This is a genomic window from Amycolatopsis sp. NBC_01488 (assembly GCF_036227105.1).
Classification (GTDB): Bacteria; Actinomycetota; Actinomycetes; order Mycobacteriales; family Pseudonocardiaceae; genus Amycolatopsis.
On sequence record NZ_CP109434.1, the window covers coordinates 7,606,784 to 7,622,805 of the forward strand.

Genomic DNA, 16,022 nt, shown 5'->3' on the forward strand with positions numbered 1-16,022 from the left:
CCATGTGCACCTACCTGACGGAGAAGTTCGCCCTCGAAGGCAGCGGCAAGGGCGCCCGCGGCTGGTTCCGCCTGAACGAGGGAACCGTGTATGTGGACCACCCGGTCCACGCGCCGTACGCGCACACCGTGAACATCGACTTCCGCAACCCGGGCCTGGGCGCTTCGGCGCGCGTCGCCCTGGAACTCACCGAGGAGGACGCGCTGGCGCTGGCGGACGCGATCCACGCCGCCGTCAAGTCCGCCCCCGAAGGGCTGGCTTCGCGGGACCAGTGACGGTCAGGGCGTGTAGAGGGCGCCCAGGAATTCCAGCAGCAACCGCTCCCGCAACGGCGCCGGAGCCGTTGCGAGGAGCGCGTTGATCGGGGCCATCCGGTCCGGGAGGCCGGAAGCGCCGCCGAGACCTGCCGCCGCGAGAAGACCGGCGAACTGCTCCGACGTCAACGTCGCCGGGTCGAGGGCGGCCACGAACTCGGCCACGGCGGCGTCGATCACCACGGGACCCGCCGCGCGGGCCGCGTCCAAGGACGCCGCCAGGTCGGTCAGGAACTCCTTCTCGCTGCCGTGGTTGGCCGCCGTCACGGTCAGGTGCAGGTTCACCGGCGACGACAGGTGCGCGAACTGCGGCTGGACGTACCAGCCGCGGGCCTTCATCTCGTCGGCCACCGTGAAGAGGTCGAAGCCGTCGTCGCCGGTGAACGCGATCAGCGTCGACACCGGGTCGCCGAGGATCCGCAGGCCGGGCAGCTCCGAAATGCCCGCGCGGATCCGCGAAACAGCCTCCCGGGTGGCGGCGGCCAGCGAGAGGTAACCCTCCTCGCCGAGGTGCCGCACCACCGCCCACGCTGCCGCCAGCGGGCCGCCCGAGCGCGTGCTCTGGATCGTCGTGTTCAGCATCGTGTAGCCGGGCCAGGCCGCGCTCGCGAAGTAGTGCGACCGCCGCAGCTCCGCCGACGCGTGCAGCAGCACCGACGTGCCCTTCGGGCAGTACGCGTACTTGTGCAGGTCCACCGAAATGCTCGTGACGCCGGGGACGCGGAAGTCGAACGCCGGGACGTCCGCGCCCAGGCGGGCGAAGTACGGCAGCACCCAGCCGCCGATGCACGCGTCGACGTGCATCCGGACCCCGCGCTCGAGCGCCGAAGCCGCAATCGAAGCGATCGGGTCCAGCACGCCGTGCGCGTACGACGGCGCGCTCGCCACCACCAGCACCGTCGAGTCGTCGATCGCCGCGGCCATCGCCGCCGGGTCGGCGCGGAACGTCACCGGGTCGACCGGGACGTCGATCCGGCGCAGCCCGAACAGGTGCGCCGCCTTGTGGAACGCCGCGTGCGCGGTGGTCGGGAGCACCACCGAAGGCACGGCGATCTCCGGGTGCGCGTCCCGCGCGGCAAGCACCGCGAGCAGGCACGACTCGGTACCGCCCGACGTCACCGACCCGACCACGCCCGGCACGGCACCCAGCAACCGGGACGCCGCGAGAACGAGGTCGTTCTCCATCCGCAGCAGGCTCGGGAACGCCGTCGGGTCGAGGCCGTTGGCCGACGACGCCAGCGCGTGCGCGGCGGCGCCGAGGGTGTCCACTTCGGACAGACCGCTGTCGTAGACGTAGGCGAGCGTGCGGCCGCCGTGCGTCGGCAGGTCGCCCGCGCGCAGCTCCCGCAGGGCCGCGAGGACCTCCTCAGGCGAGTTCATGGCGCGGTTCCAGCACCTTCCGCCGCAGCAGCGGCAGCGCCAGCGCGATCAGCACGCCGGGGACGATCGACGCCCCGATCAGGATCGCCACGATCGCGCTGTGCGGCTGGGCGGCCGTGGCGTCCGTGCTGGAGACGTACCCGCCGAAGGCGAGGATGAGCGCCCAGAGGCCGCCGCCGAAGGCCAGCCCGAGCGTCTCCCCCGCGGTCCACACGCCGGCCGCGATCCCGGCGCGGGTCTCGCCGGTGCGCTCCTCTTCGCCGGTGATCAGGTCGGGCAGGATGGCCAGCGGGAACACCGAAATCCCGGCGTAGCCGACCCCGCACAGCGCGACGAAGACGAACGACAGCACCAGCGGGACCGACTGGGCGAAGACCAGGCCCAGCAGCCCGATCGCGAACGCCGCGGTCGCCAGGCGGAAGCCGTTGAGCTTGCCGACGCGGTCGCCCAGCCGCGGCCACAGCGGCATCGTGATCAGCGCCGGGCCGACGAAGATGACGAACAGGATCGTGCCGTAGCCCTCGCTGCCGAGGATCCGCTGGGCGAAGAACGGGATCGCGGCGAGCACCGTGCCGATGCCCAGCGCCTGGATGAAGTAGGTGCCGAGCAGCCAGCGGAACGGCCGCCAGCCGGCCAGCGTCCGCGTCAGCTCCTTCAGGCTCACGGTGTTCGGCCGCAGCGAACCCACCGGCGCGTCCTTGAGCCCGAAGTACACGAGCAGTGTCGCGGCCAGCACGATCAGCCCGATCACCACGGCCATCACCCGGTAGCCGGCGACCCCGCCGATGCCGGTGCTGATCGCCGGCGCGCCGCCGCCGCAGATCAGGATGGTCACGGCCAGCACGCCGATCCGGACGCTGGTGAGCTTCGTCCGCTCGGTCGCCGAGTCGGTCAGCTCGGCGGGCAGCGCGTTGAACGGCACCTGGAACAGCGCGTACGCCGTGGCGCAGGCGGCGAACATCAGCGCGACGTACAGCGCGTCCGGCAGCGGGCTCCCGAAGCCGGGGTGGGCGAACATCGCCGCGAACAGGATCGCGACGCCGATGCCGCCGATGAGCAGGAAGCGGCGGCGGCTGCCGGTCTTGAGCAGGTCGGCGTCCGACAGCCGGCCGGCGACCGGGTTGAACAGCACGTCCCAGGCCTTGGGCACGAACACGATCGCGGCCGCCCACCCGGCGGGCACGGCCATCGTGTCGGTCAGGTACTTGACCAGGACCAGGCCGGGAACCGTCCCGAAGGACCCGGTGACGAACGAGCCGAGCGAATAGCGGAACCTCGTCCGGCCGGACAGCGTCGCCATGGTCCTCCTCCGATGCGTACCGGGTGCAGGCCATGAGTATTCGATCTCGGCGGGCACCCGGTAGTGGTCGAAGGGAATCGTGCCATCGTCGTGACCAAGGCCACGGATCGACCCGCGCTAGCCGAGCGCGCGGGCGATCTTCTCCAGCGTCGCGGCGTCCCCGCGCAGCAGCAGCTGGGTCACCACCGTCTCCTCCCAGGCCTGCAGCTCGGCGCGGATCTTCGCCGCCGGGCCGATCAGCGACGTGTCCTCCACCAGCGACGTCGGGATCGCCGCGGTCGCCTCGTCCTTGCGGCCCGCGAGGTACAGCTCCTGGACCTTGTCCGCGACGTCCTCGTAGCCGAGCCGGGCGAAGACGTCGTGGTGGAAGTTCACGCTCTTCGCGCCCATCCCGCCGATGTACAACGCCAGCGACGGCTTGATCCACGAAGCCGCCTCCTCGACGTCGTCGTGCACGATCACCGGGATCGAGCACGGCACCTCGAACGTGTCGAAGGTGTGCCGGGCGCCTTCGCGGGCGAACCCTTCCGCCAGCGCCGCCCTGTAGAAGTCGTTGCTCTTGGGCGAAAAGAACAGCGGCAGCCAGCCGTCGCCGATCTCGGCGGCGAGGGCGACGTTCTTCGGGCCCTCCGCGGCGAGGTGGATCGGGATCTCCGTGCGCAGCGGGTGCACCGTTGGCTTGAGCGGCTTGCCGAGCCCGGTGCCGCCCTTGAGCGGCAGCTGGAAGTGCTGGCCGTCCAGGGTCACCGGGGCCTCGCGAGCGATCACCTGGCGGACGATGTCCACGTACTCCCGCGTCCGCGCGAGGGGCTTCGGGTACGGCTGGCCGTACCAGCCCTCGACGACCTGCGGGCCGGACGCGCCGAGCCCGAGCACCATCCGGCCGCCGGAGAGGTGATCGAGCGTCAGCGCGCTCATCGCCGTGGCCGTCGGGGTGCGCGCGGCCATCTGGACGATGTTCGTGCCGAGCCGGATCCGGCTGGTCGACGCGCCGTACCAGGCCAGCGGCGTGAACGCGTCCGAGCCGTACGCCTCCGCCGTCCACACCGAGTCGAAGCCGAGCTCCTCGGCCTTGAGCACCGCTTCGAGTGCGCCCGGGGTCGGGCCGCTGCCCCAGTACCCGACGTGGAATCCCAGCTTCACGAATGCCTCCTAGACGTTCGGCGCGTAGTGCTCGGGCTTGCCCCGCTCGGACAGCGGCGGCAGGTTCCTGCGTGGAGTCTCGACCACGGGCGCGTCCGCGGCCACCGCGCCGCGCACCCGGCGCCAGCCGGCCCGGGCGCGGGGGTGGTAGCGGCGGTCGTGCGGGACGAGCCGGAACACGGCGTTGATCAGCTTCCCCGCCCGCCGGTGCCGCCGCGCGTCGCGGTCGGTCCAGCGGAAGCGCAGCAGGTCGCGGATCTCGCGGTCGTACAGGCCGACGGTCAGCCAGACGAAGTTCTTGGCGATCAGCGCGCTCACCGGGCGCCACAGGAAGCCGGGCAGCCAGGGCAGGAACGGGGGTTTCGCGATCCCGCCGAGGTCGAGGACGTCCCGGGTGGCCTTGTTGTCCTCCAGGACCTCGGCGCACATGTGCTTCCAGTAGCGCTGGAAGTCCTCCCAGCTCTCCGGGACCGGGCGCATCGTCATGTCGTACATCCGCCACCACGTGACGTGCTCGTCGAACAGCCGCCGCTTCTCCGCCTCGCCGATGCCGCCCATGAAGTGGTCGGCGATGAGGATCGTGCTGACGAAGAACGTCGAGTGCGCCCAGTAGTAGGTGTCCGGGTCGAGCGCGTGGTAGCGGCGGCCCTGCGCGTCGACGCCCTTGATGCGGTCGTGGTACCCGCGGACTTCCCAGGCGGTCCGGTGCGCGCGGGGGCCGTCGTAGACCACGCCGCCGATCGGGTAGAGCGAACGGAACAGCCGCTGCCAGCGTTCCTCGAAGAACCGCGAGTGCTGCTCGACGCCGGCGCCGAGGCCCGGGTGCATGTTCTGCATCGAGCCGGCCCACAACGCGATGAGCAGGCCCCGCCAGTCGCCGAAGTACTTCCACGTCAGCGAGTCGGGGCCCAGTGGCTCCGGCGTTTCCCGTGGCATCGTCGGCACTCCTCGTCGAGTCGAAAACTGACTACGGTTGTTGTCAGGCTAGGATCTGACAACACATGTAGTCAACCGAGGAGCCACCATGCCGGGCCGCACGTGGGCGGGCACGACCCTGGACGACCGCAAGGCGCAGCGGCGCGAACAGCTCGTCGCCGCCGGTCTCGACCTGCTGGGCACCGAGGGGTCGGGCGGGACGAGCGTGCGCGCGGTGTGCCGGCACGCGAAGCTCACCGAGCGGTACTTCTACGAGAGCTTCACCGACCGCGAGGAGCTGGTCGCGGCCGTCTACGAGCACGTCGGCGAGCAGGCCCGCCAGGCGCTGGTCGACGCGGTGCGCGACGCGCCGAACCCGACGCTGCGGGCCGAGCACGCGGTGCGCGCGTTCGTCGAGCTGATCGTCGACGACCCCCGCAAGGGCCGCATCCTGCTGCTCGCGCCGCTGACCGACCCGGCGCTGACCCGCCGGGGCCTGCACCTGCTGCCGGTGTTCGCCGCGCTCGTCGGCGAGCAGCTGTCCCACGGCGACGAGACCGAACGGCGGCTGGTCGCCGTCGGGCTGGTGGGCGCGCTGAGCAACGTCTTCATCGCCTACCTCGACGGCTCGCTGAAGGTCTCGCGCGACCGGCTCGTCGCCCACTGCGTGAAACTGGTGCTCGGCGCCGACGACCACTGACCTCACCTCCGACCTCGTGACACTCGCGCGGCGGATCGGGCACACTCAACCCATGCGTACCGCTGGGCGGAACGACGGCGCGAGCGGCGACGGTCTCGTCGCGGCCCGGCTCGCCGCGCTCCTGGAAGCCTTCCGGCCGGGTGACGAGGCCCTCGGCGTCTCCGAGCTGGCCCGCCGGACCGGGCTGGCCAAGACGACCGTGCACCGGCTCGTCGGGCACCTCACCGGAACCGGCCTGCTCGAACGCGACGACGGCTCGGTGCGGCTCGGGCTGCGCCTGTTCGAAATCGGCCAACTGGCCTCCCCGCGCCGTGGGCTGGTCGAAGCGGCCCGGCCGTATCTCGCCGACCTCCGCGAAGCGACGCGCAACACCGTCCACCTCGCGATCCTCGAAGGCACCGAAGTCGTCTACCTCGACGTGCTGCGCGGCCCGGACGCGCCGACGCTGCCGTCGCGCATCGGCGGCCGGTTCCCCGCGCACGCCACCGGCGTCGGGAAGGCAATCCTCGCGTTTTCGCCGGAATCCGTGGTGAATCAGGTGATCGACGCCGGATTGCCCAGGATGAGCCCCAAGACGATCACCGCTCCCGGACTGCTGCGCCGCCAGCTGACCCGGGTCCGCGAGGACGGGATCGCGTTGGAGCGCGAAGAATCCGGCGTCGGCGTCGTCTGCGCGGCCAGCCCGCTGCTCGACGCGCGCGGCGTCGCGGTCGCGGCGGTCTCGATCTCCGGCTGGGCCAACCGGATGCGGACCGAACGGGTCGCGCCCGCCGTCCGCACGGTCGCACTCGCGTTGACCCGGACACTCTCCGGATCCACTCGGGACAGTCGGAAATAATCTTGCGGGACAAGGCTTTTCCGTGCTCTAGGCCGTCCGGCTGACGTAACCCTCCCGAGCTGGACGGGTGATCGGGAGCGGCTACGATCCGTCCAATGGCCCAGCACAGCTGGGGGACGACGTTCTCGGGCCGCTCCCCCGCGACGCTTCCCGAGCCGGCGGCCGGACACCGGTTGCTGTCGCTCGACATCGTGCTCGCGCTGCTGGCCCTCGCCGGCGGCCTGCGGGTGCTCTACCTCGCCGCGCCCGCCCCGGCCCTGCCCGCCGAAGCCGCGAACGTCGCCCACGCCTACGCGCTCGGCCACCTCACGCCGTTCACCGACGCGGGCGGCGCCGGCGTCAGTCCGTTCGGCTGGTGGCAGCTTTCGGCGTACACGATGGTCTCGGACGCGTTCGGCCGCTCGGCGACGGCGTTGGCGGCGGTGCGCGAGACGATGCTCGTCGCGGCGGTCGCCGGTGCCCTCCTGCTGTGGTTCCTCGCGCGCCGGCTCGGCCTGACGCGGTGGGCGTCGGCGGCCGCGGTGCTGCTGCTCGCGGCGTCCCCGCTGGCGCTCGGCCTGCAGCGGCTGGTCGTCGTCGAGCACCTCGCGGCGGTCTGGGCCCTGGGCGCACTCGTGCTGATCACCAAGCCGGACGCCCGCATCCGGCACGACGCACTGGCCGCGGCCTGCCTGCTGGCCGCGGTGCTCACCTCGCCGCTGGCGCTGTTCTTCCTGCCCGCGGCCGGCTGGCTGCTGGTGCGGCGCGCGCCGGTGCGGGCCGCGCTGGTGGCGGTGCTGCTCAACCTCGGGCTCGGCATCGCCTTCGGCCCGGCGGCGGGGATCCTGCGGCCGCACCTCGCGGCCGCGGGCCGCCCGTCGGTCGCGGACTGGGTCGCGCTCGACCCGGGGTGGGCGGTGCTGTCGACGGTCGCACTGGTGGCCGCGCTGGCCGTGACGGCCCTGCGGCCGTTCGCGGTGACCGGCCTGCTGCTCGCCGCCACCCTGGCCGTCCCGGGCGTCCCGCACACCGCCGTGCTCGCCCTGCTGCTGCCGGTCACGCCGCTGCTGCTGGCCGGGGTCGTGCAGGCCGTGACCCGGCAGCGCACCCCGGCCCACCGGCCGGGACCGGGGCGCCGCCGCGGGGTCGCGCCGGCCGCGCTCGTCCTCGTCGCCGTCGTCGCCGCTGGCTGGGTACACGGCTACTCGGCCTTGCGGCCTTCGACCGATCGCGGCGGTCCGCTGGCCGACGCGCAGGAATGGTTGCGGGCCAACGCTTCCGGCTCGCGCGTGCTCGTCGACGACGCCGCCTGGGCCGAGCTCGCCAAGGCGGGCTGGCCGACCGGCATGCTCGTCGCGCCCGCCGCGTGCGCGGCCGCCTGCCCACCCGCCGAGTGGGCGGTCTTCGCGGCCGACGCGGCCGACCTCCGCGGCCGCTACCCGGCCCTCGGCGCCGCTTTCGACGGCGCCGGGGCGACCGCGGTGTTCGGCACCGGCGACGGACTGGTCACCGTCTCCCGGCTCGGCCTGCCCCCGGCCGACCCGGCGGCGGCGTCGGAGGCGTCGGCCCGTGCCCACGCCGGCGTGGCCCTCCAGGCGTCGGCCCGCATCACCTTCGCCCCGGACGCCGCCGCCCTGCTCCGCGCGGGCCGCGTCGACCCCCGGCTGATCGCCACGATCGCCGCGCTCGCGGCCCTGCAGCCGGTCCGGGTCGCGGCGTTCCCCGAAGTCCCCGGCGAGGACCGCGCCGGGCAACCCCGCCGCCGGGTCCTGCTGACCGGCGGCGAAGACGGCGTGGCCGCGTTCTACACCGGCCAGCGCGACCTGTTCCGCCCCGCGTCGGCCGTCCGGACCGGCGGTGGCGTGCTCGTCACCTACCCGCTGTTCGCGCCACCGGGACTGCTCGTCCCGTTCTCCTCCCCCTGACCGGCGAAAGGCCCTCCGATGCGCACTCTCCCGAAGCTCCTGCTCAGACCCGGCGGGCTGACCGCCGCGGCCCTCCTGCTGGTCGCGCTGACGCCGGTGACCGCCGAGGCGGCGACCGGCCCCGGCCCCGGCGTCGGCTGGATCCGGGTCGGTCACCTCTCCCCCAAGGTGCCGCCGGTGGACATCTACTTCGCGCCGTTCGGCCAGGCCGAGAAGCTCGTCATCCGCAAGGCGGGCTACGGCGCGGTGACCCCGTACTCGTCGCTCGACCCCGGCAAGTACACGCTGTCGATGCGGCCCGCCGACGCCGCGTCCAGTACCCCGCCCGCGCTGTCGGCGACGATCGACGTCGCCGAGCGCACCGCCTACTCGCTGCTGGTCTTCGCGAACGGACCGGACGGCACCCTGAAGGGCGACCTCGTGACCGACGACCTCAGCGCGCCGGCCGCCGGCAGGGGCCGGGTCCGGGTCGTCGAGGGGTCGGCGGCGATCGCCCCGGTCAGCGTCGCGGGCCCGACCGGCGTCTCGATCGCCAAGGACGCCGCCTACGGTCAGACGTCGTCCTATGTGGACGTCCCGGAAGGACGGTGGCCGCTGCAGCTGACCGGCGGCACGGTGCAGTCGACCGCGAACGTCGACGTCAGGGCCGGGACGTCGACGACGCTGCTGGTCACCGAGAACTCCGGGGCGCTCAAGGTGAATCCGATCTCCGACGGCGCGTCCCTGCCGGAGCCGCCGAAGCTCGGCGTCGAGACCGGGGGTGGCGGCACCGCACCGTCGTCCGGCCGGCCCTGGTGGCCGGCGTTCGCGGCGGCCGGCCTGCTGGCCGCGCTGCTCGTGGGGCGCCGGGCGGCTCGTGCGCGCTGACCTCGGCGCGCTGCTCGTCGTGGCGGTGCTGGCCGCGGGCTGCTCGGCGGCCCCGGCCCAGCCCGCGGCTTCACCGCCGCCCGCGTCACCGACGACCGTGGCGGGCGGCCCGCTGCCGCTGCCGCCGCCGGCCGACGTCCGCCCGGTGCGGCTGCGGATCCCCGCCATCGGCGTCGACGCGCCCGCGCTCGTCCCGCTCGGGCTGGGCGCCGACCACCAGCTCGAAGCGCCCGCCCGGTTCGAGGACGTCGGCTGGTACGCCGCCGGCCCGGTGCCGGGCGACCCGGGCCCGGCGGTGATCGCCGCGCACGTCGACTCCCGGTCCGGGCCGGCGCCGTTCTTCCGGCTGCGCGACCTGCGCGACGGCGACCAAGTTTTCGTCGCGCGGTCCGACGGCCAGGAGACCCGGTTCGTCGTGGACACCGTCGAGCGCTACCCGAAGAACGCGTTCCCGACCGACGCGGTGTACGGGCCGGCGCCGGGCAGCGCGCTGCGGCTCATCACCTGCGGTGGCAGCTTCGACGCGGCGAAACGGTCCTATCGCGACAACATCGTCGTCTACGCCTCGACGCGCTGGGGCTAGTACTCCTTGAGCAGCCCGCGGCGCGCGAGTTCGGGCCGGACGCCGTCGCCGAACCAGTACGCCTCTTCGAGGTGCGGGTAGCCCGACAGCACGAACTCGCTGACGCCGACGCTGTGGTACTCCTCGATCAGGTCGGCGACCTCGGCGTGGCTGCCGACCAGCGCGGTCCCGGCGCCGCCGCGGACCAGGCCGACGCCGGCCCACAGGTTGGGGTGGATCTCGAGCCCGCGGACGCCGCCGTCCGTCCGGCCGCCGTGCAGCGCGACCATCCGCTGCTGCCCGACCGACTCGCTCGCGGCGAGTTGCGCCTGCGCCTTGGCGACCTGGTCCGGGCTCAGCGCGTCCAGGAGCTTTTGCGCCTCCGCCCACGCTTCGGCGGAGGTGTCGCGCGAGATCGTGTGCAGCCGGACGCCGAACCGGATCGGCCGGTCCCCGGCCAGCGCGCGGACCTTGCCGATCTTCTCCGCGACCTGAGCGGGCGGCTCGCCCCAGGTCAGGTAGACGTCGGCGTGCCGGGCGGCGACCGGGAGCGCGGCCGCCGACGACCCGCCGAAGTAGATCGGCGGCACCGGGTCGGGCGCGGCCAGCGTCGTCGCGCCTTCGACGCGCAGGTGCTCGCCTTCGAAGCTGAACGGCTCTCCCGACCAGACGCCGCGCACGATGGTCAGGAATTCGTCCGTGCGGGCGTACCGGGCGTCGTGGTCGTGCCAGTCGCCGAAGCGCCGCTGCTCCACCGCGTCGCCGCCGGTGACGATGTTGAGCAGCACCCGGCCGCTCGACAGCCGCTGGAAGGTACCGGCCATCTGCGCGGCGAGCGTCGGCGAAAGGACGCCGGGGCGGAACGCGACCAGGAACTTCAGCCTGCTCGTCTCGCGGATCAGCGCGGCCGTGGTCAGCCACGCGTCCTCGCACCACGTGCCGGTCGGGGTCAGGACGCCTTCGAAGCCCTGCCGCTCGGCGGCGCGGGCGACCTGGGCGAGGTAGTCCAGGTCGGGTGCGCGTTGCGCCGACGGGCCCTGGGACCGGTTGGCGTGGAAGCGTTCCACGATCGTGCGGCCGTCGCCGCTGGTGGGCAGGAACCAGTGCAGCGTGATGGTCATCCGTTGCTCCTCGCCCGGTCCAGGTCGGCGGCGAACCGCCGGTCGGCGAACGCGGCGAAGTCCACCTTGCCCGGCAACGTCTTCTCGTTGGTGAACGCGTCCGCGAGCTGTTGTTCGGACGCCACCACGGAGTCGTCCAGCGGGATCGGCTGGTCGCGGCCCGCGTCCACGGCCTTCTGAGCGACCTCGAGCTTCAGCCCGGTTTCCTTGGCCCACGCCGCCGCCCACTCCGGACGGTGCGTGTCGGCCCACTTCTGCGCCTTGACCACCCGCACCACGAGGTCGCGGATCGCCGAGTTCTTGCCGGGATCGGCCAGGGCCGCGGTGCTCGCGGTCTCGAAGGCCAGGCCGTTGGACGCGCCCCGCCCGTCGGCGAGCACCCGCGCCTTGGCCTCGATCTGGGCCTGCGCGGTGTAGGGGTCCCAGATCGCCCACGCGTCGATCGCGTGCTGGGTGAACGCGGCGTAGGCCTCGGCCGGCTGCAGATAGCTCACCTTGACGTCCTGGGTGGACAACCCGTGGTTGTGCAGCGTGTTCAGCAGCTGGCCGTGTGCGGAACTGCCCTTCGCGACCCCGATCGTCTTGCCCTTGAGCGAAGCGACGTCGGTGAGCGGCGAGTCGGACGGGACGAGGATGGTCTCCCGTTCGACGTTGCTGCGTGCGACGCTCACGACCGCGATCTTCGCCTTGGCGGCGGCGGCGAAGATCGGCGGCGTGTTCCCCACCCGGCCGATGTCGATCGCGCCCGCCGAGGCCGCTTCGAGCAGCGGCGGTCCCGAAGTGAACGTGGACCATTCGATCTTGTACGGCGTGCCCTCGAGCAGGTTTGCCGCCGTGAGCAGCGACTTCACACCACCCTTCTGGTCACCGACCTTGAGCGTCACCTTCGCCAGGTCCGCCGCGCTGACCGGACCCGGCACGGTCTTTTGGTCCGAACCGGTCGCCGAGCCGCACCCGGCCAGCACCAAGGCCGTCACGACGACCGCGATTCCGTTACGCCACTGCATCTTCGGTCACTCCCAAGTCCGCCAGCACGCGCCGGCGGAGGTCGTCGTGGTCGGCTTCGCGCGGCCGGTGCTCGGCCACGATCCGCCCGCCGTCGAGCACCAGGACCCGGCCGGCGAGCCGCAGGGCCTCGTCGACGTCGTGGGTCACCAGCAGCACGCCCGGCTGGTGGCGCTGCCAGAGGTCGTGGACCAGCCCGTGCATCGCGATCCGGGTGAGGGCGTCGAGGGCGCCGAACGGCTCGTCGAGTAGGAGCAGGCCGGGTTCGCGGACCAGGGCGCGGGCGAGCGAGACGCGCTGCGCTTCACCGCCGGACAGCGTGAGCGGCCAGTCGTCGGCGTGGTCGGCCAGGTGGACCTCGCCCAGCGCCTTCTCCGCGAGCGCGCGGTTGCGGGACTTGGAAACCCCGTCCTGGCGCAGGCCGAGCACCACGTTGCGCCAGACCTTCCGCCACGGCAGCAACCGCGGCTGCTGGAAGGCGACCGAGACGGTCCCGCCCACCACCACGTGGCCCTCGACGTCATCGTCGAGACCGGCGAGGACGCGCAGCAGCGTCGACTTGCCCGAGCCGCTGCGGCCGAGCAGGGCGACGAACTCGCCGCGCTCGACGGTCAGGTCGAGTCCGTTGAGGACGGTCCGGTCGCCGAACCGCTTGGTGAGGTTACGGACCTCCGCTACCGGGTTCGCCACCGCAGCACCTTCCGTTCGAGCAGCCGGACCAGCGCGTCGGTGACCAGGCCGAGCAGGGCGTACAGGACCAGGCCGACGACCACGACATCGGTGCGCAGGAACTCCCGCGCGTTGTTGATCAGGTAACCGACCCCGGCGTCGGCGTTGACGGTCTCGCCGACGATCAGCGCGAGCCAGGCCAGGCCGAGCGACTGCCGCAACCCGACCAGCGCCTGCGGCAACGCACCGGGGAGGACGACGTGCCAGAGCCGTTCCGCCCGGCTGAACCCCAGCGCCCGCGACGCTTCGACGAGGTCCGGGTCCGCGCCGCGGATTCCCGAGTGGACGTTCAGGTAGAGCGGGAATGCCACGCCGAGCGCGACCAGCACGATCTTGGTTTCCTCGCCGATGCCGAACCACAGGATGAACAGCGGGATCAGGCCGAGGAACGGCAGCGTGCGCAGCATCTGCACCGGCGGGTCGACCAGCGCCTCACCCCAGCTCGACAGCCCGGAGACGATGCCCAGCACCACCCCGGCGACCAGGCCGAGCGCGAACCCGGCACCGACCCGGCCCAGCGACACGGCGAAGGCATCGCCGAGTTCGCCGCTGCGCGCGACTTCGGCGCCGGCCTGCACCACCGTCCACGGTGAACTGAGCTTGTCCGGCGGCAGGACGCCGGTGGCACTGGCGGTCTGCCACGCGGCGACGAGCACCACCGGGCTGATCCAGCGCCGCAGATCGGGCCGCCACGCGAGCTTGCGCGGCGGCCCGTCGGCGCGTTTCCGGGCGCGCGGAAGCACGCCCGTGGTGGAAATCGACACGGATTTCTCCCGGGGACGGGGATGTTCGGGCTTGCGTGGTCCCGACATTCGAGCCCCGGGCAGGCAAAGTCAATCGGTGCCCAGTCCGTGAAATCGCGGTGTTTCAGCCCGTGGAACGGCTTGCTCAGCCGCCGAACATGACCTTCCACTCGTCGAGCGACCGCGGCCGGTAGACGAAGTTGGTGCGCTTGACCTCCGACAGCGAGGCCGACGGCTCGGCCGAGTACTGGTGCCCGGGGTAGACGACGGGATCACCGGGCAGGCCGGCGAGGGCCTGCAGGCTGCGGTAGATCTCCTCGGCGTCCCCGCCGGGGAAGTCCGTGCGGCCACAGCCTTCCAGGAAGAGCGTGTCGCCGGAGACCAGCTTGTCCTCGACGAGGAAGCACTGGCTGCCGGGCGTGTGACCGGGGGTGTGCAGCAACCGGATCGGGATCGACCCGACCTCGAGGACGTCGTCGTGGTCGTGCGCGCGCAGATCGGTGCCGGAGACCCCGGTGACCCGCCGGACCCACTCGCTTTCGGCGCCGTTGACGTGGATCGGCACGGGCTGCAGGGCGAGCAGGTCGGCGATGCCCGGCAGGTCGAAGCCCAGCATCTGACCGCCGACGTGGTCGGGGTGGTGGTGGGTGGCGAGCACCCCGGTGAGCCGCATGCCGTCGGCCTCGAGGACCCCGAGCAGGTCCTGCACGGCGTAGGCGGGGTCGACGACGACCGCTTCCCGGGTGTCCCGATCGCCGATGAGGTAGGCGAAGTTCACCATCTGCGTCGCGACCGGGTCGCCCACGGCGAAGTCCCGCCCGGCGAGCAGCTGCCGGAAGTAGAGCCGATCTGCCATGGCCACACCCTACGGGTCAGCTTTCCGCCGGGGTCAGCACGATCCTCCCGAACACTTCGCCGTCCTGCATCTTCCGGTGGGCCAGTACCGCTTGCTCCAGCGGCAGCACGTCGTGCACAACCGAAGTCAGCTCTCCCCGGTTCGCCGCGGCGAACAGCTCCGCGTCACCGCGCGCCGGTCGGCCAGGGGCACGGTGTTCGCGCTGAACGTCGCGAACGACAGCGACTTCTGGAACGCCGCGAACAGCTGCCTGCCGAAGTCGGCCGGGGGGTCGCCGGCGACCGCGCCGATCGTCACCAGGCGCCCGTTCGGGTTCAGCTTGGCGAAGAACGACGGCAGCTCCGGCCCGGCGACGACGTCGATGACGACGTCGTAGGTGTCCGCCGACCCCTCGCCGGCGCGGTCCAGCACGCGGGTCGCACCCAGCTCGCGCAGGCGGTCGCCGCGCTCGGGCGACGACGTCGTGACCGCGATCGCGCCCGCCCCGGCGCGGGCGGCGAGCTGGACGGTCATGATCCCGAGGCCGCCCGCCGCGCCGCGGACCAGCACCGACTCACCCGCGGTGAAGCGGGCGTGGCGGAGGCCGAAGTGGGCCACGGCACCGGAGCTGCCGAGCGTCACCGCGTCGACGGCGGACAGGGCCGCCGGGAGCGGGACGAGCGTCTCGGCCGGGGCGACCGCCTGCTCGGCGTAGCCACCGCCGACGCCGGTGAACGCCCACACGCGCCGTCCGGCCCACGCGCGGTCGACGCCGTCGCCGACCGCGGCGACGGTGCCCGCGATCTCACCGCCGAGGACGTGCCCGTCCTCGAACCCGTACGCGGCGAGGGCGCCGCTCCGGATCACCGCGTCGACGCCGCCGACGCCGATCGCCTCGGTGGCGATCAGGACCTGCCCTTCGCCCGGCTCCGGGACGGGGAGATCGAGGACCGCGAGCCCCTCGGGACCGCCGAATGCTTGCACCGCAACTGCTTTCATCGGCCCGACGGTAGTGGACGCCCGCGTCCACTTGGCTAAAGTGAGAGCGTGACCGAGCAGGTGCCTCACGTGTTGCGCTCCGACGCCCGCGACAACCGCGAACGCATCCTGGACGCGGCCCGCGCGGTGTTCGCCGCCGACGGCCTGGACGTGCCGATGCGCGAGATCGCCCGGCGCGCCGGCGTCGGGCCGGCCACGCTGTACCGCCGCTTCCCGACCAAGGAACTGCTGGTCACCGCGGCGTTCACCGACCAGATGCGGGCGTGCTACGCGATCGTCGACGAGGGACTCGCCGACCCCGATCCGTGGCGCGGTTTCGCCATGGTGGTCGAGAAGCTCTGCGAGCTGCACGCGCGCGACCGGGGCTTCACCGCGGCCTTCACGTCGGCGTTCCCGCACGCGATCGACTTCGCGGCCGACCGCGAACGGGCGTTGCGGTCGATCGCGGAGCTGATCCGCCGCGCGCAGCAGGCCGGGCACGTGCGCGCCGACGCCGTCCTGGACGACGTGGTCCTGATCCTCATGGCCAACGGCGGCATCCAGGCGCCCTCCCAGGAGGCTCGCGTTCGTGCTTCACGGCGCTTCGCCGCGCTCGCGCTCCGGGCGCTGCGGGCCTGATCACCGGGTGCACGCTGCCCGGCGCAGAACTACGTGCCCCGTAGTGCAA

The 16,022-nt window shown here is 72.9% G+C and carries 16 protein-coding genes and 1 pseudogene; 7 read left to right on the forward strand and 10 right to left on the reverse strand.

Annotated features, from left to right (window positions below; genetic code table 11):
- Positions 1-2 precede the first annotated feature (2 nt).
- Positions 3-275 carry a DUF6295 family protein gene (locus OG738_RS35860; RefSeq protein ID WP_329047636.1) on the forward strand — a complete coding sequence of 91 codons (273 nt, stop codon included), beginning with the start codon at positions 3-5 and terminating at the stop codon, positions 273-275.
- Between the two features lie 3 nt (positions 276-278).
- Here the strand turns inward: OG738_RS35860 and OG738_RS35865 are convergent, their stop codons facing one another.
- The 4 genes from OG738_RS35865 to OG738_RS35880 all read right to left on the reverse strand — a co-directional run bounded on the left by OG738_RS35865 (position 279) and on the right by OG738_RS35880 (position 5,073).
- Positions 279-1,694, reverse strand: a complete 1,416-nt coding sequence (locus OG738_RS35865) for a pyridoxal phosphate-dependent decarboxylase family protein (protein ID WP_329047639.1) — start codon at positions 1,692-1,694, stop codon at positions 279-281.
- Positions 1,681-2,994 carry an MFS transporter gene (locus OG738_RS35870; RefSeq protein ID WP_329047640.1) on the reverse strand — a complete coding sequence of 438 codons (1,314 nt, stop codon included), beginning with the start codon at positions 2,992-2,994 and terminating at the stop codon, positions 1,681-1,683. The genes OG738_RS35865 and OG738_RS35870 overlap by 14 nt, the downstream gene beginning before the upstream one ends.
- Before the next feature lie 117 nt (positions 2,995-3,111).
- Positions 3,112-4,137 carry an LLM class F420-dependent oxidoreductase gene (locus OG738_RS35875; RefSeq protein ID WP_329047641.1) on the reverse strand — a complete coding sequence of 342 codons (1,026 nt, stop codon included), beginning with the start codon at positions 4,135-4,137 and terminating at the stop codon, positions 3,112-3,114.
- A 9-nt stretch (positions 4,138-4,146) separates the two neighbouring features.
- On the reverse strand, positions 4,147-5,073 hold the full coding sequence (locus tag OG738_RS35880; RefSeq protein ID WP_329047642.1) for an oxygenase MpaB family protein: 927 nt from the start codon (positions 5,071-5,073) through the stop codon (positions 4,147-4,149).
- Between the two features lie 88 nt (positions 5,074-5,161).
- On the opposite strand from OG738_RS35880, the gene OG738_RS35885 reads away from it, so the two are divergent.
- From OG738_RS35885 to OG738_RS35905, 5 genes are all read left to right on the forward strand, one after another.
- The gene (locus tag OG738_RS35885; RefSeq protein ID WP_329047645.1) at positions 5,162-5,752 is read left to right on the forward strand and encodes a TetR/AcrR family transcriptional regulator; all 591 of its coding nucleotides are present in this window, start codon (positions 5,162-5,164) and stop codon (positions 5,750-5,752) included.
- Positions 5,753-5,804: 52 nt separating this feature from the next.
- Positions 5,805-6,590 (forward strand): IclR family transcriptional regulator, encoded by a 786-nt coding sequence (locus tag OG738_RS35890; RefSeq protein WP_329047647.1) that lies wholly within the window; start codon positions 5,805-5,807, stop codon positions 6,588-6,590.
- Positions 6,591-6,685: 95 nt separating this feature from the next.
- Complete coding sequence (locus tag OG738_RS35895) at positions 6,686-8,494, forward strand: glycosyl transferase (RefSeq protein WP_329047648.1); 1,809 nt, start codon at positions 6,686-6,688, stop codon at positions 8,492-8,494.
- Positions 8,495-8,512: 18 nt separating this feature from the next.
- On the forward strand, positions 8,513-9,361 hold the full coding sequence (locus OG738_RS35900) for a DUF4397 domain-containing protein (protein ID WP_329047650.1): 849 nt from the start codon (positions 8,513-8,515) through the stop codon (positions 9,359-9,361).
- Positions 9,351-9,944: a class F sortase gene (locus OG738_RS35905; RefSeq protein WP_329047652.1), complete on the forward strand. Its 594-nt coding sequence runs from the start codon at positions 9,351-9,353 to the stop codon at positions 9,942-9,944. Before OG738_RS35900 ends, OG738_RS35905 begins: the two co-directional genes overlap by 11 nt.
- Here OG738_RS35905 and OG738_RS35910 read toward each other — a convergent pair.
- The 6 genes and pseudogenes from OG738_RS35910 to OG738_RS35935 all read right to left on the reverse strand — a co-directional run bounded on the left by OG738_RS35910 (position 9,941) and on the right by OG738_RS35935 (position 15,355).
- Positions 9,941-11,044 carry an LLM class flavin-dependent oxidoreductase gene (locus OG738_RS35910; protein ID WP_329047653.1) on the reverse strand — a complete coding sequence of 368 codons (1,104 nt, stop codon included), beginning with the start codon at positions 11,042-11,044 and terminating at the stop codon, positions 9,941-9,943. The genes OG738_RS35905 and OG738_RS35910 overlap by 4 nt on opposite strands.
- Positions 11,041-12,051: an ABC transporter substrate-binding protein gene (locus tag OG738_RS35915; protein ID WP_329047655.1), complete on the reverse strand. Its 1,011-nt coding sequence runs from the start codon at positions 12,049-12,051 to the stop codon at positions 11,041-11,043. The genes OG738_RS35910 and OG738_RS35915 overlap by 4 nt, the downstream gene beginning before the upstream one ends.
- Entirely contained in the window at positions 12,038-12,739 is a 702-nt protein-coding gene (locus OG738_RS35920) for an ABC transporter ATP-binding protein (protein WP_329047658.1), read from the reverse strand. The genes OG738_RS35915 and OG738_RS35920 overlap by 14 nt, the downstream gene beginning before the upstream one ends.
- On the reverse strand, positions 12,724-13,542 hold the full coding sequence (locus tag OG738_RS35925; protein WP_329047660.1) for an ABC transporter permease: 819 nt from the start codon (positions 13,540-13,542) through the stop codon (positions 12,724-12,726). Before OG738_RS35925 ends, OG738_RS35920 begins: the two co-directional genes overlap by 16 nt.
- Positions 13,543-13,666: 124 nt before the next feature.
- The gene (locus tag OG738_RS35930) at positions 13,667-14,377 is read right to left on the reverse strand and encodes an MBL fold metallo-hydrolase (RefSeq protein WP_329047661.1); all 711 of its coding nucleotides are present in this window, start codon (positions 14,375-14,377) and stop codon (positions 13,667-13,669) included.
- Between the two features lie 16 nt (positions 14,378-14,393).
- Positions 14,394-15,355: pseudogene (locus OG738_RS35935) on the reverse strand (zinc-binding dehydrogenase).
- A 48-nt stretch (positions 15,356-15,403) separates the two neighbouring features.
- On the opposite strand from OG738_RS35935, the gene OG738_RS35940 reads away from it, so the two are divergent.
- Positions 15,404-15,973: a TetR/AcrR family transcriptional regulator gene (locus tag OG738_RS35940; RefSeq protein ID WP_329047662.1), complete on the forward strand. Its 570-nt coding sequence runs from the start codon at positions 15,404-15,406 to the stop codon at positions 15,971-15,973.
- Positions 15,974-16,022 lie beyond the last annotated feature (49 nt).